The 23,582-nt window shown below is 59.2% G+C and carries 20 protein-coding genes; 19 read left to right on the plus strand and 1 reads right to left on the minus strand.

Annotated elements, in window-relative coordinates:
* The first annotated feature begins 164 nt into the window (after positions 1–164).
* The 5 genes from WT16_RS08360 to WT16_RS08380 all read left to right on the plus strand — a co-directional run bounded on the left by WT16_RS08360 (position 165) and on the right by WT16_RS08380 (position 5,164).
* On the plus strand, positions 165–1,127 hold the full coding sequence (locus tag WT16_RS08360; protein WP_006026814.1) for an ABC transporter substrate-binding protein: 963 nt from the start codon (positions 165–167) through the stop codon (positions 1,125–1,127).
* Between the two features lie 58 nt (positions 1,128–1,185).
* Complete coding sequence (locus WT16_RS08365) at positions 1,186–2,700, plus strand: sugar ABC transporter ATP-binding protein (protein ID WP_006026813.1); 1,515 nt, start codon at positions 1,186–1,188, stop codon at positions 2,698–2,700.
* The gene (locus WT16_RS08370; RefSeq protein WP_063533101.1) at positions 2,697–3,737 is read left to right on the plus strand and encodes an ABC transporter permease; all 1,041 of its coding nucleotides are present in this window, start codon (positions 2,697–2,699) and stop codon (positions 3,735–3,737) included. The genes WT16_RS08365 and WT16_RS08370 overlap by 4 nt, the downstream gene beginning before the upstream one ends.
* The gene (yjfF, locus tag WT16_RS08375) at positions 3,734–4,822 is read left to right on the plus strand and encodes a galactofuranose ABC transporter, permease protein YjfF (RefSeq protein WP_063533102.1); all 1,089 of its coding nucleotides are present in this window, start codon (positions 3,734–3,736) and stop codon (positions 4,820–4,822) included. The genes WT16_RS08370 and yjfF overlap by 4 nt, the downstream gene beginning before the upstream one ends.
* Before the next feature lie 96 nt (positions 4,823–4,918).
* Entirely contained in the window at positions 4,919–5,164 is a 246-nt protein-coding gene (locus WT16_RS08380; protein ID WP_063533103.1) for a hypothetical protein, read from the plus strand.
* 223 nt (positions 5,165–5,387) lie between these two features.
* Here WT16_RS08380 and WT16_RS33560 read toward each other — a convergent pair whose 3' ends face one another.
* Positions 5,388–5,657, minus strand: a complete 270-nt coding sequence (locus WT16_RS33560) for a hypothetical protein (RefSeq protein WP_156521416.1) — start codon at positions 5,655–5,657, stop codon at positions 5,388–5,390.
* 103 nt (positions 5,658–5,760) lie between these two features.
* Here WT16_RS33560 and WT16_RS08385 point away from each other — a divergent pair, with 103 nt between their 5' ends.
* The 14 genes from WT16_RS08385 to WT16_RS30600 all read left to right on the plus strand — a co-directional run bounded on the left by WT16_RS08385 (position 5,761) and on the right by WT16_RS30600 (position 23,575).
* Positions 5,761–6,951: a helix-turn-helix domain-containing protein gene (locus WT16_RS08385; protein WP_015600650.1), complete on the plus strand. Its 1,191-nt coding sequence runs from the start codon at positions 5,761–5,763 to the stop codon at positions 6,949–6,951.
* A gap of 527 nt (positions 6,952–7,478) precedes the next feature.
* Positions 7,479–8,048, plus strand: coding sequence for a LuxR C-terminal-related transcriptional regulator (locus tag WT16_RS08390; protein ID WP_059934403.1), 570 nt, complete (start codon positions 7,479–7,481; stop codon positions 8,046–8,048).
* Positions 8,049–8,289: 241 nt separating this feature from the next.
* Complete coding sequence (locus WT16_RS08395) at positions 8,290–9,336, plus strand: polysaccharide biosynthesis/export family protein (RefSeq protein ID WP_230479284.1); 1,047 nt, start codon at positions 8,290–8,292, stop codon at positions 9,334–9,336.
* A complete protein-coding gene (locus tag WT16_RS08400; protein ID WP_009916335.1) occupies positions 9,333–9,770 on the plus strand; it encodes a low molecular weight protein-tyrosine-phosphatase in 438 nt (145 codons plus the stop codon). The genes WT16_RS08395 and WT16_RS08400 overlap by 4 nt, the downstream gene beginning before the upstream one ends.
* A gap of 26 nt (positions 9,771–9,796) precedes the next feature.
* Complete coding sequence (locus WT16_RS08405) at positions 9,797–12,037, plus strand: polysaccharide biosynthesis tyrosine autokinase (RefSeq protein WP_063533104.1); 2,241 nt, start codon at positions 9,797–9,799, stop codon at positions 12,035–12,037.
* Positions 12,038–12,203: 166 nt separating this feature from the next.
* Complete coding sequence (asnB, locus tag WT16_RS08410) at positions 12,204–14,003, plus strand: asparagine synthase (glutamine-hydrolyzing) (protein WP_063533105.1); 1,800 nt, start codon at positions 12,204–12,206, stop codon at positions 14,001–14,003.
* Positions 14,004–14,066: 63 nt separating this feature from the next.
* On the plus strand, positions 14,067–15,029 hold the full coding sequence (locus WT16_RS08415; RefSeq protein WP_063533106.1) for a UDP-glucuronic acid decarboxylase family protein: 963 nt from the start codon (positions 14,067–14,069) through the stop codon (positions 15,027–15,029).
* 3 nt (positions 15,030–15,032) lie between these two features.
* Entirely contained in the window at positions 15,033–16,220 is a 1,188-nt protein-coding gene (locus tag WT16_RS08420) for a glycosyltransferase family 4 protein (RefSeq protein WP_063533107.1), read from the plus strand.
* A 57-nt stretch (positions 16,221–16,277) separates the two neighbouring features.
* On the plus strand, positions 16,278–17,360 hold the full coding sequence (locus WT16_RS08425; RefSeq protein ID WP_063533108.1) for a glycosyltransferase family 4 protein: 1,083 nt from the start codon (positions 16,278–16,280) through the stop codon (positions 17,358–17,360).
* Between the two features lie 223 nt (positions 17,361–17,583).
* Entirely contained in the window at positions 17,584–18,345 is a 762-nt protein-coding gene (locus WT16_RS30590; RefSeq protein WP_082874753.1) for a class I SAM-dependent methyltransferase, read from the plus strand.
* Positions 18,346–18,758: 413 nt separating this feature from the next.
* Entirely contained in the window at positions 18,759–19,526 is a 768-nt protein-coding gene (locus WT16_RS34350) for a glycosyltransferase family 4 protein (RefSeq protein WP_171845231.1), read from the plus strand.
* A gap of 45 nt (positions 19,527–19,571) precedes the next feature.
* Positions 19,572–20,975 carry a hypothetical protein gene (locus WT16_RS08440; protein ID WP_063533109.1) on the plus strand — a complete coding sequence of 468 codons (1,404 nt, stop codon included), beginning with the start codon at positions 19,572–19,574 and terminating at the stop codon, positions 20,973–20,975.
* Positions 20,968–22,434 (plus strand): hypothetical protein, encoded by a 1,467-nt coding sequence (locus WT16_RS08445; protein ID WP_063533110.1) that lies wholly within the window; start codon positions 20,968–20,970, stop codon positions 22,432–22,434. The genes WT16_RS08440 and WT16_RS08445 overlap by 8 nt, the downstream gene beginning before the upstream one ends.
* The gene (locus tag WT16_RS30600) at positions 22,415–23,575 is read left to right on the plus strand and encodes an acyltransferase (RefSeq protein WP_082874754.1); all 1,161 of its coding nucleotides are present in this window, start codon (positions 22,415–22,417) and stop codon (positions 23,573–23,575) included. The genes WT16_RS08445 and WT16_RS30600 overlap by 20 nt, the downstream gene beginning before the upstream one ends.
* Positions 23,576–23,582 lie beyond the last annotated feature (7 nt).

The raw sequence follows: 23,582 nt of genomic DNA on the forward strand, positions 1-23,582 counted from the left end.
CATTGGGCGGTTATCGGACTTGTCCCTAGACTGATCCGGGGTCTGCGCACGCCGGATCGGCCGGTGCCGCCGGCGGCGCGACCCCGAACCGCGCCCGCGTCACGGAAAAACAGAACAGCGCACGGCCGGCGCCGCGGCGAACAACGACATCATCGGAGACGACCATGACATTCATCAGGACGCTTGCGGCCGGCGCGATCGTTGCCGCGACGGCGTGGCTCGCGCCCGGCGCGTTCGCGCAGCAAAAGCCGATCACGCTCGGGTTTTCGCAGGTCGGCGCGGAGAGCGCGTGGCGCACCGCGAACACCGTGTCGGTGAAGAGCGCGGCGAAGGACGCCGGCATCAACCTGAAGTTCTCGGACGCCCAGCAGAAGCAGGAGAACCAGATCCGCGCGATCCGCTCGTTCATCGCGCAGAAGGTCGACGTGATCGCGTTCTCGCCCGTCGTCGAATCGGGCTGGGAGCCGGTGCTGACCGAAGCGAAGGCGGCCCGCATTCCGGTGATCCTGACCGATCGCGCGATCGACGTGAAGGACCCGTCGCTGTACGTGACGATGATCGGCTCCGACTTCCTCGAGGAAGGCCGGCGCGCGGGCCGCTGGCTCGAGGAGCGCTACCGGAACGATGCGGGGCCCGTCAACATCGTCGAGCTGCAGGGCACGGTCGGCTCCGCGCCCGCCAACGACCGCCGCGCGGGCCTGCTCGAAGTGATCAGGAGCAATCCGAAATTCAAGGTCATCGCGTCGCAGAGCGGCGACTTCACGCTCGCGGGCGGCAAGCAGGTGATGGAAGCGTTCGCGAAAACCTACGGCAAGCGGATCAACGTCGTCTACGCGCACAACGACGACATGGCGCTCGGCGCGATCCAGGCGATGGAGGAGGCGGGGATCAAGCCCGGCAAGGACGTGAGCGTCGTGTCGTTCGATGCGACGAAGGGCGGCTTCCAGGCGATGGTCGCCGGCAAGATCAACGTCGACGTCGAGTGCAGCCCGCTGCTCGGGCCGCAACTGATGAGCGCGGTGAAGGAGGTCGTCGCCGGCAAGGCGCTGCCGAAACGCATCGTGACCGATGAGACGGTGTTTCCGATGAGCGTCGCCGCGCAGGTGCTGCCGACGCGCAAATACTGAGGTCCGCCCGGGCGGCGGCAATACCGCCGCCGTTCGGCATTTTTTTGCGGGAGCGTGCATGACGAATCCGCCGGTGGTCGAGATGATCGACATCGACAAGGCGTTTCCGGGCGTCCGCGCGCTGCGGCGCGTGCGCTTTCGCCTGTTTCCGGGCGAGATCCACGCGCTGATGGGGCAGAACGGCGCGGGCAAGTCGACGCTGATCAACGTGCTGACCGGCGTGCACGCGCACGACGCCGGCGAGATCCGCGTCGGCGGCCGGCCGGTGCGCTTCGCCGCGCCGCGGGAAGCCGAGGCGGCGGGCATCCGGACGCTCTACCAGGAAGTGAACCTGTGCCCGAACCTGTCGGTCGCCGAGAACGTGTTCGCGGGCCGGCAGCCGATGAAGCGCGGCGCGATCGACTGGAAGACGATCCATGCGCGCTCGCGCGACGCGCTCGCCGATCTGAGGCTGTCGATCGACGTCACGCGCTCGCTCGACGCGTACCCGATCGCGGTGCAGCAGATGGTCGCGATCGCGCGGGCCGTGTCGGTCGACGCGCGCGTGCTGATTCTCGACGAGCCGACGTCGAGCCTCGACGACGGCGAGGTCGCGCGGCTGTTCGACGTGCTGCGGCGGCTGAAGGCGTCGGGCATCGCGATCCTGTTCGTCACGCATTTTCTCGAGCAGACCTATGCGGTCTCCGACCGGATCACCGTGATGCGCAACGGCGAGCGCGAAGGCGAGTATCTGGCGCGCGAGCTGCCCGTCGACGCGCTCGTCGCGAAGATGACCGGCCGCGAGCGGATGCCCGACACGCCGCGGGCGGAGGCGGCCGCGCGCGCGAGCGACGCCCGCGCGGCCGCGCCGTTCCTGTCGATGCGGCGCGCCGGCCGGCGCGGGATGATGCAGCCGCTCGATCTCGACGTGCGGCCGGGCGAGATCCTCGGCCTCGCCGGGCTGCTCGGCTCGGGCCGCACCGAAACCGCGCGCCTCGCGTTCGCCGCGGAACGCACGGACACCGGCGCGATCGAGATCGACGGCGCGCGCGCGCGGCTCGCGTCGCCGCGCGATGCGGTTCGGCGCGGGATCGCGTACTGCCCGGAAGACCGCAAGAAGGAGGGGATCGTCGCCGCGCTGTCGATCCGCGAGAACATCGTGCTCGCGCTGCAGGCGCGGCGCGGCTGGTGGCGGCTGATCGGCCGCGCGCGCCAGCGCGAGATCGCCGATACCTACATCGCGCGGCTCGGCATCAAGGCGCGCGACGCGGAGCAGCCGATCGGCCTGCTGTCGGGCGGCAACCAGCAGAAGGTGCTGCTCGCGCGCTGGCTCGCGACGGAGCCGAAGCTGCTGATTCTCGACGAGCCGACGCGCGGCATCGACGTCGCAGCGAAGTTCGACATCATGGAGCGCGTGCTCGCGCTCTGCGCGAAAGGGCTCGCGATCCTGTTCATCTCGTCGGAGATCGGCGAGGTGGTGCGCGTGAGCCACCGGATCGCGGTGCTGCGCGACCGGCGCATGATCGCCGAGCTGGCCGGCGGCGACGCGTCCGAGGAGCGGATCTACCGGCTGATCGCGGGAGGCCAGTCATGACGCGGCTCAGGATGCTGCTTCGCCATCCGCTCGTGTGGCCGGCGCTGACGCTCGCGCTGCTGTTCGCGCTCGATGTCGCGCATCGACCGGGCTTCCTGTCGATCGCGCTGCTCGACGGTCATCTGTTCGGCGCGCCGGTCGATATCCTGAACCGCGCGGCGCCGCTCGTCATCGTGTCGCTCGGGATGACGCTCGTGATCGCGACGCGCGGGATCGACATCTCGGTCGGCGCGATCGTCGCGATCGCCGGCGCGGCCGCGGCGATCGTGCTCGACGCGGACCCGTCGCGCGTCGGCGCGGCGCTTGCCGCCGCGCTCGGCGTCGGCGTGCTCGCGGGCGCGTGGAACGGCGCGCTCATCGCATTCGTCGGGATGCAGCCGATCATCGCGACGCTGATCCTGATGGTCGCGGGCCGCGGCGTCGCGCAACTGCTGACGGGCGGCCAGATCGTTCCGATCGGCGCGCCCGGCTACCTCGCGCTCGGCGGCGGCTATCTCGCGACGGCGCCGTGCTCGGTGTGGATCGCGATCGCGGCGATCGCCGCGACGGCGCTACTCGTGAATCGCACCGCGCTCGGCCTGTTCATTCGTGCGATCGGCGTGAACCCGGTCGCAACAAGGCTCGTCGGGCTGCGATCCGGCGCGGTGGTGTTCGGCGTCTATCTGTTTTCCGGCGTGATGGCCGCTATCGCCGGAATCCTCGCGAGCTCGAACGTGCGCAGCGCCGACGGCAACAATGCGGGCCTGCTGCTCGAGCTCGACGCGATCCTCGCGGTGACGCTCGGCGGCACGTCGCTGCTCGGCGGCCGCTTCAGCCTCGCCGGCACCGTGCTCGGCGCGCTGATCATCCAGACGCTCACCTATACGACGTATTCGATCGGCGTGCCACCGGAAGCGACGCTCGTCGTCAAGGCGATCGTCGTGATCGTGGTGACGCTGATCCAGTCGGACGCGGCGCGCGCGACGGCCGTCCGGCACGCGTCGCGGCTGCTGTCGTTCGCGCGCTCGCGCGCCGCCGCCGGAGCGACGCCGCGATGAACCGATTCCTTGCCAGGCTCGCCGACCCGCGCACGTTGCCGATCGTCGTGACGGTCGGGCTGTTCGCCGCGCTGCTCGGGTTCGGGGCCGTGATGTACACGGGTTTCTTCTCGATGCAGGTGCTTACGGGGCTCTTCGTCGACAATGCGTTCCTGCTGATCGTCGCGATCGGGATGACGTTCGTGATCGTGTCGGGCGGCATCGACCTGTCGGTCGGCTCGGTCGTCGCGCTGACGACGATCTTCTGCGCGGTGGGCGCCGAGCGGCTGCACTGGCCGGTGTGGGCGATCGCGCCGCTCGTGCTCGCGTTCGGCGCGCTGTACGGCGCGGCGATGGGCGCGCTGATCCATTGCTTCCGGCTGCAGCCGTTCATCGTCACGCTCGCCGGAATGTTTCTCGCGCGCGGCGCGTGCTTTCTCATCACGACGCAGTCGATCACGATCAACGAGCCGACGTTTCACGCGATCGCGGGCATCGGTGTGCCGATCGGCGGCGGCAGGCTGAGCGCGGGCGCGCTGATCGCGCTCGCCACGCTGGCCGCCGCGGTCTACGTCGCGCATTTCACGCGCTTTGGCCGCAACGTCTACGCGATCGGCGGCAACGAGCGCTCGGCGCTGCTGATGGGGCTGCCGGTCGCGCGCACGAAGATCGGCGTCTATGCGCTGAGCGGGCTGTGCTCAGCGCTCGGCGGCATCGTGTTCACGCTGTACGTGCTGTCGGGCTACGGGTTGCAGGGGCAGGGCATGGAGCTCGACGCGATCGCGGCGACCGTGATCGGCGGCACGCTGCTCACGGGCGGCGTCGGGTACGTGATCGGCTCGGTGTTCGGCGTCGGCATACTCGGCACGATCCAGACGCTGATCACGTTCGACGGCACGTTGAGCTCGTGGTGGACGCGGATCGTGATCGGCGCGCTGCTGTGCGTGTTCTGCCTGTTGCAGCGGGTCATCGAGCGGCACGCGGCGCGACGGCGCACGGGCGGCACCGGGCTCGACGCGCAGCGCCGGCCGCCGGAAACCGGGCCCTCGCGGCCGGACGCGCACGCAGAGGGCGCGGCTCTGGTGTCGACGACGCGGCGGCTGTAGGGCGCCCGTGGCGAGCGGCGCAGGCCGCCCGAACCGCCTACGCCCGCGCGAGCAGCGTCTCGACGACGCCGTACCCGATCGTCGGCGGGATCGAGCGTGCGCAAGGTGTCGAGTCGCGCGCGGGCCAGCTCCTGCTCGCCGAGCCTCACGCTGATGAACGCGAGCGCCTTGAGCGTGAACAATATCGCCGCGCTCGTCAAACGGGTCGGCGCGGCTGTCGTCAACATCAGCGTCATGCGCGAGGTGACGCTGATCGGCATTCGGCTTTCGCCCGGCATCCCGCCCGATTATCCGCTCCGCGCTGGCGGAGCCGCCGCCGAACATGCCGCAGCCGCTGTGTAAGCGGCTTTTTATTTCATAATGTGACGCCAGAGTCATCCGGATGTCATCAATTGGTGAGCCAGGATCTCCGGTGAATAAAAAATAAATTGCCGATGCGTGCATCTCGGATCGCAATTATTCAAAAAAGTGAGGCGCGGCAGGAGGCGGTGCATGGGTATTTTGAAATAATCCATGCCATACATTTGAGTATTTGAAAATGAATAAATGTCCACTCATGGCAATTTCAGCTTTCATCAAATTCTTTCTTTTTTATTGCGATAAATTTAATTTTCAATATTGCTTTTGAATTCGAGGCGATGGTGAGAGTGTGAACAGAACCAAACCACTGGACATGCGGCGCTGCAAATTCCTCAATAATAATGCGATAGCCAACTGTTCCGGTCGGCGAGCTGGAATGCATGGATTCAGGCGCCGGCACATGCTTGCTTGAGGGTCGTAATCGCATAATGCTGATCGGCAATCCTTCCGCCAAATTTCCATATGAATCGGACATCCCATATGGCGTGAGAATTCCATGCGTATGATACCCAGCAGACAAGCAGAGTATTCTTTAAGTGTGAATTAAAAAATCGAGTTCGCAGATTCCGGAGAACAAAATGGAATGGAGAGGCGCGGACGATGAAAGCGGGGAGCGATCCCGGAGATTTTCAGAAAGCGGAATGCCGGAGGGGGCGCGGAAGGTCGCGATCGTCGTTTTCGAGAACTTTTCGCTGACAGAGGTTTGCTTGATCGTCGAGATGCTCCGGATCGGGAATGAACTGGCTCTTGGCGATCCGAAAAAGCCCGCATTCAGCGTGGCGGTGCTATCGAGCCGGCAGGCCCTCGTTCCGAGCGGATCATTCGTTCAACTGTTTGCAAGAGCAACCGCTGCTCACGACGCGCGGCTATTTGAAACGGTATTTGTTGCCGGAGGAGCGGGCGCGCGTGCCGCCTCGCATGATGCGGACCTGCTGTCGTGGCTGCGCGAATTGCCAGGGCATGCTCTCGTGATGGGCCTTGCACCGGGTGCCGAGGCAATTCTGTCAATGAGTGGGCGCACCGGCAATCCGGTCGCCGGGTACAAAGTCCTTGCGGACGATAGTGCCGTGTGGCGCGCGGTAACCTGTACGCGTACGACGGGCGAGGGGCGGGGCACCGTCCAGTACGAACTGGCCGTTGACGCGGTGCTGTCGATGGTGCGCAGCGACTTTGGCCCACGGGTGGCGTTGGAACTGGAGAGACGGGTCAACTCGCATCTGCGGATGAACTTCGTCGATACGGCCGGGCCAGGCAGCAACGACAAGCGCATATTGAGCGATCGCATTGCGTGGTCGGTACGGTGGATTCACGAAAACAGCGAGCACCCGGTTTCCGTTGCCGATCTGGCCCGGCATGTATCGATGAGCGAGCGCAACTTTCTGCGCCGATTCAAGCGCGAGATCGGCCAGACGCCGAGCGAGTATCTGACGCGCGTTCGCATCTATCTTGCGCGGCGTCTGCTCGTCGATTCCGATCTGCCACTCGACAAGATTGCGCGGCGCTGCGGCCTGTTCAACGGCGATCATCTGCGCAAGCTCTTTCAGAAGCATTTCCTGATGTCGCCAGCGGACTATCGAAGGACTGCCCGCAACGTACTGGAGGGGATGCACGGGAACATAGGCGCTTCCCCTTTTTGCCAGCGGACTGAGTGCAGCCACGGCTCGGATGGCTGCTCCGCGGGAGCCTTGCAGGTTGAACGGTCTGGACGGGAAGTCGGGCACGGCACGACGTCGAAAAAAACCGTCGGCGTGGCGCAACGAATGACATAAACAGACATCTTCATCCGGGGAAGCACATCGTCGACTGGCTTGGCTTCTGCAATGCCTGCCGACCGCATTCGACATTGAACTACGTCAGCCCCATGACGTTCGAGAAGAATTGGGCCGCCGCTCAGCAAGGGCAAGCGGTCTGATGGCCTCGGTTACGGGATTCGTGAAACAGGAGCAAGGTCAATTCGTTGTCGTGTACGCAAAATTGATTAAGACGGCGTATTTTTTTAGATTGCGGTGCAACCTGTTGAAATAATCATGTGGCGTAATCTCGCATTAATGGAGAGGCTATCTTCCAGGCAAGCCGGTTAAGGCATTCTGTACTGCAAGAGTCACATGGTAAATGTAAATGTGGCGCCAGATGAAAGCGGTCGATTGCGGATACTATTGCTGCTGCAATTTCATATGCAGAGGATGCGGCTCATTTTCGGTGATTGACGCAACCAATGCCGTGCTGTCGGGGAACGGATAGCCATTTTCCGACTGCCAGCACCTGTTGGGTTGCACTCGAGCGGAGAAATCAATCGATGGCAAGCAATCTCCAACTGGTGGAAGACACTTTCTCCGCAATGGGCGAGGCGACGATTCTCCTGTCGACCTCTGGCATGGTCGTGCATGCTTCTGACCTCGCCAGATCGCTGCTGGGCAACCTGCACGGCCTGAGCGTCAAGCAGGGAAAGCTATGGCACCCCAGCGCTGCCGTCCTGGACAATTTATCCAAGGCCGTGGTGACGACGCTCGAGACCGGGCAACGCTCGAGGACGACGGTCCCGCTTGAATGGGGAGAGACCTTGACCCTGGATATGACGGTGGCGCACCCGCGCATCCATCTTTCCGAAGCGCCTCTTGTCTTTGTCCGGATCCGCCGGAACAGCGCGCTGAATGGGGCGGACGTCGGCAACTTGATCACCGCGTTCAGCATCTCCAGGGCGGAAGCCAAAGTGCTGGCCGGACTCGTGGCGGGCCTGATGCCATCGGAGTGCGCTATCCAGAATGGCGTCCGCGAGAGCACGGTGCGCACACAGATTGCAAATCTGAAAAGAAAGATGCAGTGCAGTCGGATCGTAGATCTAGTGAAGCTTGCGCTGCTGGCGTAAAGCTGGAGTCGTGACGCCTGACTAGTGGGGTGTCAGGTTTCGCAAGCAGTGGTGTTTTCTATCCAAAGAGCACGCTCAACAACCTATTGATCACACCGACAGAATGCAGCTCCCTCAAGATACGCTTTGCGCAACGTTCGTTTTTTTTAAACAAGCGTTGTCAAGACTTTTCGCTGACAGCAACGGGCTTGCCATCTTGATCATGGCGCCATTGCTGGCATCTTGCGCCTTTGCTCCCGGTATGCGGTTCGATCCTCAGCGGCCTTTGAATCCCGAGGATCCGAGTTCGGTGCCCAAGGTGACGCAGATCACGCCGGATCTTGTTCGTGAGCAGCAGGCGGCGATCAACTCGATCAATGCGGGGGTGAGCGCACTGTACGACAAGCCAGCGCCCTACAACGTCGGGCCTGGCGACATCCTTTCCATCGTTGTATGGGATCACCCGGAGCTGGTCTTTCCCACGCAGACATACACCATCGGCACGGCGTATGAGATTCCCAGCTTCAGTGGCGCTGCCAACGTGCCTGGCTACGTGGTCAGCGCGGCAGGGGATATCCAGTTTCCCTATGTCGGCGTGCTCAAGGTTGTGGGCAAGAATCAGGATCAGATTCGTGAGGACATCGGTAGACACCTGAAATCCGTCATCGCCAATCCACAGATCACGGTGCGCGTGCTCGCGTTCCGCAGCCAACGCGTCTACCTTGACGGAGAAGTCAAGACGCCAGGTCCGCAGAACATCGACGATGTGCCCATGACCTTGGTGGAGGCGCTCAATCGTGCCGGCGGCATCAACGTGCTCACCGGCGACAGCAGCCGCATCCGTGTTTCGCGCCAAGGTAAGAACTATGACGTCAACGTGCCTGCGCTGTTGCGGCAAGGGATCGATCCCGCGCGCATTCTGCTGCGCAATGGCGATATCGTGCGCGTGGAGCAACGCGAAGACAGCAAAGTCTTCGTGAGCGGCGAGGTCGTGAAACCTTCCACCGTCCTGCTTCGCAACGGACGCCTCACGCTGAACGAGGCGCTTGGCGATGCCGGCGGCGTGAATCCTGCGACGGCTAACGCGAAGGAAGTGTATGTGATTCGCAAGAGCCCCGAGGGTGGCGCTCAGGTCTTCCACCTCGACGGCAAATCTCCGGTTGCGATGGCGTTGGCGGAAGGCTTCGAGCTCAAGCCGAAGGATGTCGTCTATGTGGATGCCGGCGGATTGGTGCGCTGGAGCCGTGTAATCAATTTGTTGATCCCTAGTTCGCAGCAGGTGATCGGTTCTGCGTCTTTGGCGAAATGATCAAGTCGATTCTGGTTGTGTGCGTTGGCAACATCTGCCGCAGCCCCATGACGGTGGGGCTGTTGCAGCAGGCTATGCCTGAACTGACCATGTTCTCCGCGGGGCTGGGCGCTCTGGTGGGAAATCCCGCGGACTCCATGGCTGTGCAGCTTCTGTCGGAACTGGGCGCCGATATTTCGGGCCATCGCGCACAGCAAATGAATAGTGAGCTTGCCGGCCGTGCTGACCTGATCCTGGTGATGGATAACGACCAGAGGGGCGAAGTCCAGCTTTTGTATCCCCAGGCATCCGGCAAGGTGTTCCGGCTGGGTGAGTTGGTCAAGATGGATATTCCCGACCCTTACGGCGAGCCGCGCCGTGCGTTCGAGCACGCGCTGCACTTGATTCGAGAAGGCATCGACACGTGGGTGCCCCGTATTCGTGGGCTTCGCTAACCGTACAGATAGTCTCCGGTATTTCGATGAACCAGAATCCTCCGTACCTTTCTGAAGTCGAGCCCCAGGACGATGAGATCAATCTCGTGCGGTACCTGGATGTGCTTCTCTCCAATCTGTGGCTGATCGCGGCCATTACCGCTGTCGTGACGGCGCTTGGAATTGCCTATGCGCTGATGGCACGCCCCATCTACCAGGCGGACATCCTCGTTCAGGTCGAGGACAGCCCCAATAACGCCAAGAGCTTGCTGAGCGATGTCTCCAACCTCTTCGACGTGAAGACCGAAGCCGGAGCCGAGATTGAGATCCTGCGCTCGCGCATGGTGGTCGGCAAAGCGGTTGACAACCTGAACCTGTATCTCGAGGCGACGCCCAGGTACTTCCCGCTGGTTGGGCGCTGGCTGGCCGCGAGGAACAAGTCGCTGTCAGAACCGGGCTTCCTGGGCTTTGGCGGTTATGTCTGGGGGAGTGAGGCCATCAGGGTTGCCTCGTTCGAAGTGCCGCAGGAACTGGAAGGGCAAGCATTCAAGCTGACGGCGTTGGGGGCGGACCGTTTCCGCATCGAACAGCCGAGCCTCGACAAGCCAATCGAAGGTCGTGCCGGAGAGGCGCTGAGCGTGACGCAATCCGTTGGCACCATCAAGTTGGATGTGGCGGAGCTCAAGGCCAAACCAGGGGCCGGTTTTGTCCTGGTTCGTCACTCCAGGCTCAGGACCCTGGAATCTCTGCAAGGCAGACTCAACATTGCCGAGCGCGGCAAGCAGAGCGGCATCATCAGTGCCTCGCTGGAGGGTGCTGATCCCAAGTTGACCGCCGCAGTTCTCAACGAGATCGGCGAGCAATATGTCGCGCAAAACGTCAAGCGCAAAGCGGCGGAAGCGGAAAAGTCGCTCACGTTCCTGGACGATTTGCTGCCACGGCTCAAGTATGAACTGGACCAGGCCGAAAGCCGCTACAACGCGGTGCGGAACAGGCGCGGCACCTTCGATCTGGGCGAGGAAGCGAAGGTTTACCTTGAAGAAAGCGTGGCCACGCAGGCAAAGCTGCTGGAACTGAAGCAGAAACGTGCGGAATTGCTGACGCGCTTTACATCCGCTCACCCGGGCGTTGCCGCAGTGGATCAACAGATTGCCGCGCTTGAATCCAGGATCGCCGCGGTGAGCGGCAGGATCAAGAACCTGCCGGATCTGGAGCAGGACACCCTGCGCGTGATGCGAGACGTTAAGGTCGACAACGAGCTGTACGTGAACCTGCTTAACAACATGCAGCAGCTCAGGTTGGTAAAGGCCGGCAAGGTGGGCAACGTGCGGCTCGTCGACAGCGCCCCGGTACCGGAGGAACCCGTCAAGCCAAAACGGGCGATGGTTGTCGCCTTGGCGGCTTTCCTGGGGGCCGTACTGGGTGTGGTGGCTGCATTTGTGCGCAGCGCCCTCTTTGGCGGCATTACCGATCCACAAGACATCGAGCAGCACACCGGTCTTAGCGTGTATGCCACGGTACCGCTTTCGCGGGCCCAGGCAACCTTGGCCGAGAACATCAGGGCGCGCAAGCCGGGAACTCACCTTCTTGCCAGTCGCTATCCCAACGAACGCTCAATCGAGAGTCTGCGCAGCCTGCGTACCGCGTTGCAATTTGCGATGGTGGACGCCGGCAACAACCGTGTCCTGTTGACCGGCCCGACGCCAGGCGTTGGCAAGTCGTTTATTTCGGCCAACCTTGCTGCGCTGGTTGCCTCTGCCGACAAGCGCGTGCTGCTGGTGGATGCAGACATGCGCAAGGGTCATCTGAACGGGTACTTGGGCAAGGGGCGGGAACCAGGTCTTGCCGACGCGCTGACGGGCTCTGTCGCGCTGGACAAGGTGATCCAGCGGGAAGTGTTTCCGGGCCTCGACCTGATCGCCGCGGGGACGCTGCCGCCCAATCCGGCCGAACTCCTGCTCAGCGAACGCACGGGGCAATTGCTGGAATCGCTCAGCGAACGTTACGACCTGATGCTGATCGATACCCCGCCGGTGCTGGCCGTATCGGATACGGCCATCATCGCAGCGCGCTGCGGCGTGGTGTTCCTCGTGACCCGGTTTGGAGAGACCACCATCGGGGAAGTCGCGGAATCCGCCAGGCAGCTCCGGCATGCCAATGTGAATGTGAACGGCGTGATCTTCAACGCGCTGGATCCGAACGGCTTCCGTTATGGCTACGGGTACAAGTACGGCCGCTATCGCTACGCATCCTACGGATATGCAGCGCAGGTCGGGGACAAGGGCTAGCCCGGCGCGCTCCGGGCCGCGGGACGAGAAGAAGCGCCGGATGCAGCACGCTTACAGGTGTTGAGCAGAGTGAGGAGTGCAATTTCATTGAGAAGCCTGCACGGAAAATGGCCGCATCGAGTTTCTGCTGAGACCGGAAAGATGATGAGAGGGGAGGTCTGACGACATGTGCGGCATAGCGGCAATTTACAGTTATCGTAGCGAAGGCCCCCTGGTATCGGCTGACGAGCTGGTCAAGATTCGGCAAGCCATGACCCTGCGTGGCCCGGATGGCGCAGGGCTGTGGGTATCGGAAGAGCGGAACATCGGGCTCGCCCATCGGCGGCTGGCCATCGTCGATCTCACCGAAAATGGCGCGCAACCCATGACCACCAAGGATGGCAGGCTGAGCGTCACCTTTAATGGTGAAATATACAATTATCGCGAGCTACGGGCCCGCCTGACGGAAAAAGGGCACGCATTTTTCTCCGACTCGGACACGGAGGTGCTGCTTCACGCATACCGCGAATACGGCCAGGATATGGTCGATCATTTGCGGGGCATGTTCGCCTTTGCCATTTGGGATCAAGAAATACGCGGCCTTTTTCTCGGCCGAGACCATTTCGGTATCAAACCCCTTTATTACCACGACGACGGCAAATCGATCCGCGTCGCGTCGCAGGTCAAGGCGCTACTGGCGGGGGGAGCCATTCAACCCGATCCGGAACCGGCCGGGCTGGTCGGCTTCTATTTGTGGGGCTGCGTGCCCGAGCCTTACACCCTTTATCACAAGCTCTTCGCTCTGCCTGCCGGTCACACGCTATGGGTGGACCAGGACGGGCCGCGCGCGCCGAAGCGGTACTTCGACCTCGCCGAGACGTTGGGAACAGCCGCCTCACAGCAGGCCCGCGCCCCCGTGGAGGAGGCCCTGCGAAACGCCGTGAAGGATAGCGTCAAACATCATTTGATTGCCGATGTGCCCGTGGGCGTCTTTCTTTCTGCTGGTCTGGATTCTGCCACCTTGACTGCTTTGAGTGCCGAAGAAGTGACGCATATTCAGGCCATCACGCTGGGATTCACCGAGTACAAAAATACTCTGGATGACGAAACACCCTTGGCGGGGAAAATTGCAGCACATTACGCTTGCCGGCATCAAATCGCGCATATCGATCAGCGGGATTTTGCCGAAGATCTTCCGGCCATCCTTCAGGCCATGGACCAGCCGAGCATCGACGGGATCAACACATACTTCGTCGCTCGAGCCGCGGCGCGCGCCGGACTCAAGGTGGCACTCTCGGGCGTAGGCGGAGACGAATTGCTCGGCGGCTACCCGAGTTTCCGCCATGTGCCTCAACTGGTTCGCCGCGTCCGGCCCATTGCCCGCCCACCCGGCATAGGCAAAGTCTTCCGCTGGGTGTCCGCGCCCATTCTCAAGCACACGACTTCGCCAAAATTTGCCAGCCTCTTCGAATATGGCGGCAGCTATGGCGGCGCCTATCTGCTGCGCCGGGGTCTATTTATGCCTTGGGAATTGCCGCAATTTCTCGGCAGCAAGCTTGTCCGCGAGGGTTGGGCAAAGCTGAGGCCAATCGCGCGTATGGACGAGTGGGTGTCAAGTGTCGAAGTCCCTCATGCCAAGGTGACAGCGCTGGAAACGGCCTTTTATATGCGCAACATGCTGCTGCGGGATTCTGATTGGGCAGGCATGGCCCATTCCCTGGAGATTCGGACTCCCCTGGTGGACATCGCCCTGTTTCGCACGATGGCGCCTTACTTGTGCGGCACTGGTGCGCCTCCTTCAAAGCGGCAACTTGCGCAGTGCGCGCGAATCGCGCTGCCGGACGCGGTGCTCAATCGCCCCAAGACAGGTTTTTGCATCCCGGTGGCGCAATGGCTGAACACTCAGGGGACATCGAAACAACAACGTGGCTTGCGAGGGTGGGCGACTCGCGTGATGGACGACTTCACGTTGCATGGCAGCGCGTGAAGGCGCGGTCGGGGGTGTTCGGCGTCACTCTCTGTACGGCATCAATCGAAGCAGGAGAAAGAAGTGGATAACGGGCGTAGAAAACGGATCCTGGTCACCGGCGGAGCGGGCTTTCTTGGATCGCACCTCTGTGAACGGCTGTTGTCGGATGGCCATGAGGTACTTTGCGTCGACAACTTTTATACCGGCACCAAGGACAACGTTGCCCATCTCCTGGCCAATCCTTATTTCGAGATCATGCGCCACGATGTCACATTCTCGCTCTACGTCGAAGTAGACGAAATCTACAACCTGGCGTGCCCTGCGTCGCCTATCCACTATCAATTCGATCCCGTGCAGACCACCAAGACGAGCGTGCACGGGGCCATCAACATGCTTGGACTCGCCAAGCGGGTCAAAGCCAAGATATTTCAGGCGTCCACCAGTGAAGTCTATGGAGACCCCGAGGTTCATCCTCAGCGCGAGGAGTATTGGGGAAACGTCAATGCGATCGGCTTCCGATCCTGTTACGACGAAGGCAAGCGTTGTGCAGAAACCCTCTTCTTCGATTACCACCGGCAGCATAATCTGCGTATCAAGGTCGCGCGCATTTTCAATACCTATGGTCCGCGCATGCACCCGTCGGATGGCCGCGTGGTGTCCAATTTCATCGTCCAGGCGTTGAAGAACGAGCCCATCACCCTATACGGCGATGGTACTCAGACACGATCGTTCTGCTACGTGAGCGATTTGATTGAAGCCTTTACGCGTTTCATGCAATGCCCGGATCAGGTCACAGGTCCCATGAACATGGGGAACCCGGAGGAGTTCACCATCCGCACACTGGCGGAGACGGTGATCGAGCTGACGGGTTCCCGCTCAAGAATGACCTTCCTCCCGCTGCCCCCTGACGATCCGAAACAACGCAGGCCGGATATCACATTGGCGCGAGAGTTTCTGCACTGGACGCCGACAACGTCACTGGAGCATGGCATCAAACTGACGATTGACTATTTCGATCGGTTGCTTGGTCACGGGCGAGGATGAAATATGAGATTGCTCGTTGTTGGTTCCACTTACATTACTGCGGTTTCGCAAGAAAAGTTCGTGGCGATGAAGCGTCATGATCCGGGGCTGGAGCTGAAGATACTCACTCCCCGATCGCTTCCGCACGTCTTCAAGCGCTATACGCGCGAACTTGCATCAGGTCTCTCCAAAGACGAGGTAGTCGACATTCGCGACTACTTCTGTCGCTCGCATATGTCCTACATGCTTGATCCCCTGCACTTCGCCAGGGTGTTGCGGGAATTCCAGCCCGATCGCGTCCACATTGAGGAGGACCCCCACTCTGCCTCAGGGTTCGAGACTGTGCTTCTGACGCGATGCATTTGTCCGTCGGCCAAAATCAGCTTCTTTCTCTGGGACAACCTGGCCAGAGAGCCTCGCTTTCCACTCAACGTCATTAAACGGACACTCAACCGATATGCGCTGCGCAGCACCGAATTGGTGATCTGTGGAAACCGGGACGGTGAACGGCTATTGCGCGAGAAGAAGGGATACGCCGGGCGAGCCGCGGTGTTGCCTCAGGTGGGGCTCGATCCCGCTGGCTATACGGGGAAAAGCGACCGCCATATGAGGCGTGCGTTGAATATCCCAGAGAACGTGCCGCTGATCGGCTATGTGGGCCGCCTGATTCCTGAAAAAGGGATCATGCAATTGCTCGAGGCACTCCATCGCCTTCTGGAAATTCCCTGGCGCATTCTAATCGTGGGCGCGGGCGCGTTGGAGACGGACATCGCCGACAGGTGGAAGCCCGTCTTCGAGGAGCGTCTGGTGATGCACAACGCTGTCCCGCACGCAGAAATGCCGGCCTATATGCGGGCCTTGGACATCCTTGTTCTGCCTTCGTATGCGACCCGGAGGTGGAAGGAGCAGTTTGGTCTCGTCCTGGCGCAAGCCATGCTGGCAGGGGCGCCTTGCGTGGGTTCGACATCCGGCGCCATTCCGGACGTCATTGGACCCGGCGGATTGGTGTTCCAGGAAAACAACGTTGACGATCTCACGACTGCGCTCAAATGCCTTCTCACTGACGAAGACGCGAGGAGATCGTTGGGAGAGAGTGCCCAGGCGTTCGCGTTACAGCGCTATACCCATGCAGCCGTGGCGCGCGCTTATTTGAATCAATTCGATTGCATGGAAGGTCCCACAGCCGGCGAATTCATATCTGCTGCCGGATAGAGGAGATTCGGTTGAAATGGACGCTGATCTCGTGTATTCCGCGCATGGATCCGGGCTATGAGAATATTCGCAGTCGTTCCCGAGGCATTTGGCGGGCATGGCGGTATCGCCCGATACAACAGCGATTTGCTGCACGCGCTAGCCGCCATGCCCGACGTTGAGGAAATCGTCGTGGTGCCACGCGGCACGCCTTTTCCGGTTGAATCCGTTCCCGTCAAGATTACGTATCGATCCGCCGCTGTGGCGGGGAAATTCAAGTACGCCAAGGAAGCGCTCCTTGCGGCGAGAGGAGGCTTTGACCTTGTCATCTGTGGGCACATCAACCTGCTGCCCCTGACTGCCGTGCTCAACTTCAAGATACGTGCCCCACTTGTATTGATGGTGTACGGCATCGACGTCTGGCGGCCTCACCGCTCCCGGTGGGCTCGTCAGTTGGTCAATCGGCTTGCCAAGGTGTGGTCGATCAGTGAGTTCACGCGTGACGCCATGCGGCAATGGACGGCCATGGCCGTATCGAGGTTCACGATTCTGCCTAATGCCATTGACCTTTCTCGCTATGGGATGGTCCCCAAAAATCCCGCTCTGGCCAGACGGTACGAGGTTGAGGGAAGAAAAGTGATTCTCTTTCTCGCGCGTCTGGTGTCGTCCGAGCGCTACAAAGGGGTGGACGAGGTCCTTGAAGTCATGCCGAACCTGTTAAAGAAACTGCCCAGTCTTTTATTTCTTGTGGCTGGCGATGGCGATGATCGGACTCGCCTGCAACAGAAGGCTGAATCACTTGGCCTCAATGGCCATGTGACTTTCACCGGCTTTGTGCCGGAATCCGAGAAGCGCGACCTTTTCGGATTGGCAGATCTCTTTGTCATGCCTGGTTATGGCGAAGGATTCGGCTTTGTTTTCCTGGAGGCGCTTGCTTGCGGCGTGCCTGTCGTGGCCAGCCGTCTCGATGGCAGCCGAGAAGCTGTCCGCAACGGGGAACTGGGCAGGCTGGTGGACCCGCGCAATCGCGTCGAACTCGAAACGGCGATTCTCTCTGGCATCAATGACCCTCGCAGCATCCCGCCGGGCCTCGGCTATTTCGCGTTCCCCGAATTTCAGCGGCGCCTTGCCGCTGCCGTCCGTGAGGTATCGGGTTCATGAAACGCGCTCTGATTTGCGGTGTCTTTGGGCAACACGACGCCAATCTTGCGCGCTTCCTGCTGGATCGTGGATATGAGGTGTTCGGTACCTCGCGCGAAGCATCCACGAGTCATGACGGAAACTTGAAAAGCTTGGCAGCAGCGACCGAGTCTCCATCATGTCGACGCGTGTTGACGGCACAAGCAAGTCTTGAGCACGAGTGATTTTCGGAAGGATCGTATCCATGAATGATGATTCTCTCGTTTCTCAGTCAAGCTATCGCACCCGCATCTATGCGCATTACGCATCCGTCTTTCAGGACGCCAACGCAACTTTCGATGCTGATGCAGCATGGCGATGGGGGCGCGGCTACCGCCACTACTTGCGCGGCTGGTTGCCGGATACCCAGGAAGCCCGCGTTCTTGATATGGCCTGCGGCGGCGGCAAATTGCTGTATTTCTTCAAACGGATGGGTTATCGCAAAGTCTGCGGCGTGGATACCAGTCCGGAGCAGGTCCGACTTTCCCGACAGGTGACCGCCGATGTGATGCAAGAAGACGTGCTGGATTTCCTGGAAGATCGTCCGCAAAGCTACGATCTTGTCACTGGCCTCGACATCGTCGAGCACCTGCATAAGCCCGAGGTGTTGCGCTTGCTCGATACCTGTCATGCGGCCTTGAAGCCCGGTGGCCGGCTTGTGCTTCAGACACCCAATGCCGATAGTCCCTGGGGGGCGAGCTCTCGTTATGGCGACTTTACCCATGAGTTGGGCTTTAACCCGAATTCACTTTCCAGATTGCTTGCCCTTTCTGGTTTTTGCAACATTGAGGTCAGGGAAACCGGCCCCATTCTGATCGGCCACGGCGTCCTTTCTTCGGCGCGGTATTTCATTTGGCAGGCAATACGTGCTGCTCTGATACTCTGGAACTTGGCGGAAACGGGTGACGCGGGTAGTGGTGTATTCACGCGTGTCTTTTTGATTTCGGCGAAGAGGGCGAGCAAGTGAAGGTAAATTTTGCCGTATGTGGCCGCTTTCATTACCACAAGTATGTGAAATATCTCGGCGAATTTGGGTTGCCTCAAAGATTTTATTACTCGCATAGATTCGGCGCAAACCATGATATCGATAGATATTATGGAAGGAATATGTGGCTAAAGGAATATTTGCTTGCTGCGCACTCGAAAGTGCTCGGTGGGCATTTGCTTGACTTGTCGTTGCCCGTGTATCACAAGATATGGGAGTCAGCGGTTCTGAGAGATTGGACGAGAGCGGACCTTAGTCACGTGTTGCTACATGGCGCCGCGCCCAGGCTCATCAAGCGCTGCCAAGCGGAGGGTACGTGCGTGGTTGGCGAGGCTGTATGTGGGCACCCGGATGTCGTTAATCGCATTCTTGCTCCGGAGTACGAGCGATTGAACATGCAATATCGACGCTTCGACAAGATCTGGGAATACATGAGGCAGGAATACACTCTTTGTACCCACATTCTGGTTCCCTCGAATTGGGTCGCCAAGTCCCTTGTCGAGTTCGGCATTCATCCGGAAAAACTGATCAAGCTACCTTATCCGTCAGGTACGGATAAAAAACAAAAAGGGAATAGGGCCGCGAAAGGAAAAGGTCGCACTATTCGGGTGCTTTGCGTTGCTGGTCTTAGTGTTATAAAAGGCCAGCACTACCTATTGGAAGCCGTTGCGCATCTTAATAGGCGAAATGCGAGAGTCAAATTTGAAGTCACCTTGGTCGGCGCTTCCGGCAAGGATTATCTTGTTCGATTGTCGAGGATCGGTGTGCCGTTTGAGCACATTGAACACATCCCAAATGCGGACATGATCGACTTCATGAGCGGCTTTGATGTGTTCGCCCTGCCAAGCTTGGCGGATGGGTTTGCGGTAGCCGTCAGTGAGGCCCTTCAGGCGGGGATTCCGGCCGTGACTACGCAAAACAACGGCGCGGCGGATGCGATTGTGGAGGGGGAAAACGGTTATGTTGTGCCAGCCCAAGACCATCTCGCTCTCGCCAACGCTATCGCGGCTGCTGTTGATGTGACACCTGATCCCGGTTTCGTTGCGCCTGATCAGGTTCTTGACTGGCAAACATACGCTGCAAGACTGGCCCAGATTTACGGCCATGCCGTAGGGCAAGCCGATGGCCTCGGTTCTGACATCGTTACCCACTCGGAAATTTGAAAGATGCACTCTTTAACACGGTAATAGCAAGCGATCGGGAAAGTCATGGACAGCACCGCCATCCACAGGATTTGGCAAACCATGCAGGCGCAGGGCTTCGCCCATGTGGCGCAGATGGCGATGCGTTTCGTCGAGGTTCCGTTGTTTCTGCACTATTGGGGAGCGGCACGGTACGGGGAATGGCTGGTGTTGTTCGCGATACCGGCCTATTTTTCGATAGCCGATCTGGGTTTCAATAGTGTTGCAGCCCATGAAATGACCATGAAGACAGCACAAGGAAAGCGGGAGGAAGCCTTAACCATTTTTCAGTCGGTTTCTTTGATTGTCTTCGGGCTTTCTGCAATATTGCTGCTTTCCATCACCTTGTTATCGCACACGCTCATATCGTGGATGCCGAGGGCCGATGAAGCCGTGGTTGGCATCGCACAAAGTGATGTCGTTTTCTATCTCGCGCTTTACGTTATCGCCCATATACAGATCGGCACCCTTCAAACGGGGTTCTATAGTCAAGGGATGTACGGTCGCGGCATTTTGTTGTTCTCGACTTTACAGTTCGTGGAGTTTCTGTTCGCCGCGGTCACAGTGGCGCTTGGAGGTGGTTTGTTGCAGGTCAGCCAAGTCTATGCCGGCGCGGCATGTCTAGGTTATCTGGCATATTGGGGTATCACGGCGCATTACCTGCCGTGGCTTAGGTACGGTTTTTCCGGATTTCGATGGCGCACCGTCGTGCGGCTGGGCCGGCCGGCCGTCGCGGCATTGATGTTCCCTGTCGGTCAAGCCATGAATCATCAGGGGATGCGATTGGTTGTCGGCTTTGTCGCCGGACCAGGTGCCGTCACATTATTTGTGGCGAGCAGAATGCTTACCGCCATCGCGGTGAAGTTGCAAGACGCGGTGGGTCAAGCACTTGAACCCGAATATGCGCGAGCGCACGGTAAAAGCGACCGTGCAACTGTTCAGCAACTGCTACTTCATGGAATGCAGGCCACCACCTGGTTAAGCGTCGTCACACTTGGCGCTATGCTGGTTTGTGGTGAACGCCTTTTCCCGCATTGGACAGGGGGACAAGTGGCTTTCAACAGGATCCTGGTCCTGGTGCTGGCGGCGTCCACGATCGTCAATGCAGTCTGGTCCAATGTAATGAAAATCGCGTACGCAGCAAATCGGCACACGAAAATTGCCGTGATATTTTTCCTGGGATATTCGGCAGCATGTATTGTTGCTCTGCCACTGACAACTGCGGCCGGACCTGTCGGCGCTGCGCTGGCACTTCTTATTGCGGAGGTCGGCATCGCTCTGTGCGTTGTGCCAATTGCCCTTCAAATGGCGGAGATCGGTTTAATGACTTGTATAGGAGCGGTGGGCAAACCACCTATACACCAAGCCCTTAATCTCGTGCGCCGGAGCACCTTGCGGTTTGCAAAAAAGGGAGGGGAGCAGGATGTCTGATATGCATGCGCCGCGCATCACTCAGCGGATCTTTGTTGTACCAAGGCGCTCGCACGCGAACCACTTGATTGTTCGCATGATCATCGCGGTTTATTTACTACTGATCTTTGAGGGGGCGATCAGAAAATGGCTCTTGCCTACGATGGGAGATTTGCTCTATTTCGCCCGTGTCCCGTTGGTTTTTCTGATTTACGCGGTTGCGTTGGGTTCTGGAATGTGGCCGCGCTCCAACAAGTACATGGCTTTTGGACTGTGGTTCGGCGGGTTGACTGCCTGCCTGGTCGTGCTGCAAATGGTACTCGGCGGCTATAGCGAGCGTCATTTGATCATCGCGGCGTACGGCTGGATCAACTATTTTTTCTTCATCCCGTTCGCATTCATCATAGGGGAACAGGTCAGAGGAACGGATCTTGCAAAAATCGCCCGCATAACCATCTGGTTATCGATAGCCGTCATGCCGCTGGTTATATTGCAATATTATTCGCCAGCGGAGTCGATTGTTGTCAGAGGTAGTGGTGAGCTGGAAACCCAGCAATACATAGGTTTGGGGTTTTCCGGAGACAGAATTCGTCCTATGGGTCTTTTTACATCCTCGCTCGGACAGCAAGTTTTTGTGGCAAGTGGCCTCGCTTTTGTAACAGGCGCTTGGTTTATGAGGAAATCCCAGCGCTGCGTTGCAGCCGCTACTCTAGTTGCAGCCGGCTTCGCAATTCTGATTATGATCGGATTTAGCGGGCAGCGAGGGCTTGTTATTCACGCAGCTATTGTGTTCCTGTTTTCCGTAGTGGGCGGCACGGCACTAAGGCGCCGTCACGCGGGCTCTGGGCTGTTCATCGCAGCCGCAGCGCTAATATTTTCCTTTCTTTATCCAATACTTTTCCCGGACGTCTATTTCGAGTTTTACGAGCGATGGATAGACGCTGCGTGGGTGGAAAACATAAGTTATGGTGGCGGAGGCATCCTGGGCCGAATGGTTTACCAGCTCGTTCATTTCTTGAGCATGTTTGACAAAGCACCGCCGCAAGGCTATCTGCTTGGAATCGGTGGGAATGCCACCGGATCTCTTACGTGGGTTCAATTGCCTGACGTGGCCAACCAGTGGTCCGGGCCGACAGGCTGGGCGGAAGACGGACTGGCTCGCCATATTGTGGAGCTCGGCTGGTTCTTCGGTCCGTTGTTCATCATGTATCGGTTTGCCTTGGCCTTTTGGTTGATGCGTCAGGCCGTCCGATTCACGAGAAAATCCGGCCAGGTCTTGCCACTCGCGCTCGTCGGCTTCATGTTGCCATTGCTTATTTTCATGCAAATCACCGGGCAGGGGACCCTTGTGGGTTATGCGTGGATTTTTGTTGGTTTCGGCATGGCAGCGAGCCGAAACGACAATTTTATGAATGAGAAAACACCGCTACGATCGCCCGTCATTATGTCAGCCTACACTCATGAAATACGTAAAACTTAATTTGGTGCGTGGCATAAGCGCGATATTGGTCGCGGCATCGCACTTACGGGCGGCAACTGTTATTGACTATGATTCGGGTGTTGCCGGATCGATATTGGAAAAGGTCTTTTATTTTGTAACTGGCCTGGGTCATCAGGCAGTGATGGTTTTTTTTGTCCTGAGCGGATTTTTCGTCGGCGGTGCAGTGCTCAGGGCGGGGCGCGATTTTTCTTGGGCAAATTATCTGGCTGCGCGTTTTGCGCGCCTTTGGGTTGTCCTCTTGCCATGCCTGCTTCTTACTTATGGCATTGACAGAGTGATCATGGTCGTCGCGCCGGAGGTGCTCTCCGGTACGTTTGCCGAACAGTGGCACTCTGCGCCGCATGCCGGCAATTATGATTCCAGCTTGACCACCGCTATTGGCAACGTGTTCTTTGTGCAAACGATCATGGTGCCGACATTTGGAAGCAATGGCCCGCTATGGAGTCTTTCAAACGAGTTCTGGTATTACATACTATTTCCGTTCATGACAATTGCTTTCGGTGGAATCGGTAAATCACCATCAATGTCGCAGCGCATTATATGTGCCTTTTCAGCGTCGCTGGTGATCCTGTTCATTCCTATAGCCATGTTGCAGGGGTATGTGGTCTGGCTTCTCGGGTTGGTAGTCCTCGCCGTTGAATGGACGGGAGGGAGCAGGATTGATCGATATTTCAATGCTCTATGGCCTATTGCAACGGCGTTTCTCTTGATTGCATTGATCTTGTCAAAAACGGGCCACAATCAACGCGCTAATTCTGGCGTGGATGATCTCTTGATTGGGTTAGCATTTGCATCGTTGTGCGCGGTTTTGGTGTCGCGTGCTGACGCAAAGAGGACGCGAGCCTGGTTTGATAATCTCTCAAATACGCTGGCGGATTTCTCATTTTCGCTTTACCTTTCTCATTTTCCTTTAGTCATTTTGATTGGAGCGCTGTTCTATACCGAGGGACGGATGAGGCTGAGCGCAATCAGCATCGCCATTTACTTTGGGTGGTTGGCATTTCTTTTAATATTTGGTTGGATAATCTGGTGGATTTTTGAAAGGCACACGGCGGCAGTTCGGCGTCGCTTTGAAGTGTTGTTTTCAATGGTTATGGCGAGAAATCGCGGAGCGGCATGAAAAGGAT

This window comes from Burkholderia sp. MSMB1589WGS (genome assembly GCF_001636105.1).
Lineage (GTDB): Bacteria > Pseudomonadota > Gammaproteobacteria > Burkholderiales > Burkholderiaceae > Burkholderia > Burkholderia humptydooensis.

Excerpts from the sequence above, each read along its gene's own strand:
- WT16_RS08360 (WP_006026814.1), top strand. The coding sequence starts at position 165 with ATGACATTCATCAGGACGCTTGCGGCCGGCGCGATCGTTGCCGCGACG.
- WT16_RS08365 (WP_006026813.1), top strand. The coding sequence starts at position 1,186 with ATGACGAATCCGCCGGTGGTCGAGATGATCGACATCGACAAGGCGTTT.
- WT16_RS08370 (WP_063533101.1), top strand. The coding sequence starts at position 2,697 with ATGACGCGGCTCAGGATGCTGCTTCGCCATCCGCTCGTGTGGCCGGCG.
- yjfF (WP_063533102.1), top strand. The coding sequence starts at position 3,734 with ATGAACCGATTCCTTGCCAGGCTCGCCGACCCGCGCACGTTGCCGATC.
- WT16_RS33560 (WP_156521416.1), bottom strand. The coding sequence starts at position 5,657 with ATGTCCGATTCATATGGAAATTTGGCGGAAGGATTGCCGATCAGCATT.
- WT16_RS08385 (WP_015600650.1), top strand. The coding sequence starts at position 5,761 with ATGGAATGGAGAGGCGCGGACGATGAAAGCGGGGAGCGATCCCGGAGA.
- WT16_RS08390 (WP_059934403.1), top strand. The coding sequence starts at position 7,479 with ATGGCAAGCAATCTCCAACTGGTGGAAGACACTTTCTCCGCAATGGGC.
- WT16_RS08395 (WP_230479284.1), top strand. The coding sequence starts at position 8,290 with ATGCGGTTCGATCCTCAGCGGCCTTTGAATCCCGAGGATCCGAGTTCG.
- WT16_RS08400 (WP_009916335.1), top strand. The coding sequence starts at position 9,333 with ATGATCAAGTCGATTCTGGTTGTGTGCGTTGGCAACATCTGCCGCAGC.
- WT16_RS08405 (WP_063533104.1), top strand. The coding sequence starts at position 9,797 with ATGAACCAGAATCCTCCGTACCTTTCTGAAGTCGAGCCCCAGGACGAT.
- asnB (WP_063533105.1), top strand. The coding sequence starts at position 12,204 with ATGTGCGGCATAGCGGCAATTTACAGTTATCGTAGCGAAGGCCCCCTG.
- WT16_RS08420 (WP_063533107.1), top strand. The coding sequence starts at position 15,033 with ATGAGATTGCTCGTTGTTGGTTCCACTTACATTACTGCGGTTTCGCAA.
- WT16_RS08425 (WP_063533108.1), top strand. The coding sequence starts at position 16,278 with ATGAGAATATTCGCAGTCGTTCCCGAGGCATTTGGCGGGCATGGCGGT.
- WT16_RS30590 (WP_082874753.1), top strand. The coding sequence starts at position 17,584 with ATGAATGATGATTCTCTCGTTTCTCAGTCAAGCTATCGCACCCGCATC.
- WT16_RS34350 (WP_171845231.1), top strand. The coding sequence starts at position 18,759 with ATGCAATATCGACGCTTCGACAAGATCTGGGAATACATGAGGCAGGAA.
- WT16_RS08440 (WP_063533109.1), top strand. The coding sequence starts at position 19,572 with ATGGACAGCACCGCCATCCACAGGATTTGGCAAACCATGCAGGCGCAG.
- WT16_RS08445 (WP_063533110.1), top strand. The coding sequence starts at position 20,968 with ATGTCTGATATGCATGCGCCGCGCATCACTCAGCGGATCTTTGTTGTA.
- WT16_RS30600 (WP_082874754.1), top strand. The coding sequence starts at position 22,415 with ATGAAATACGTAAAACTTAATTTGGTGCGTGGCATAAGCGCGATATTG.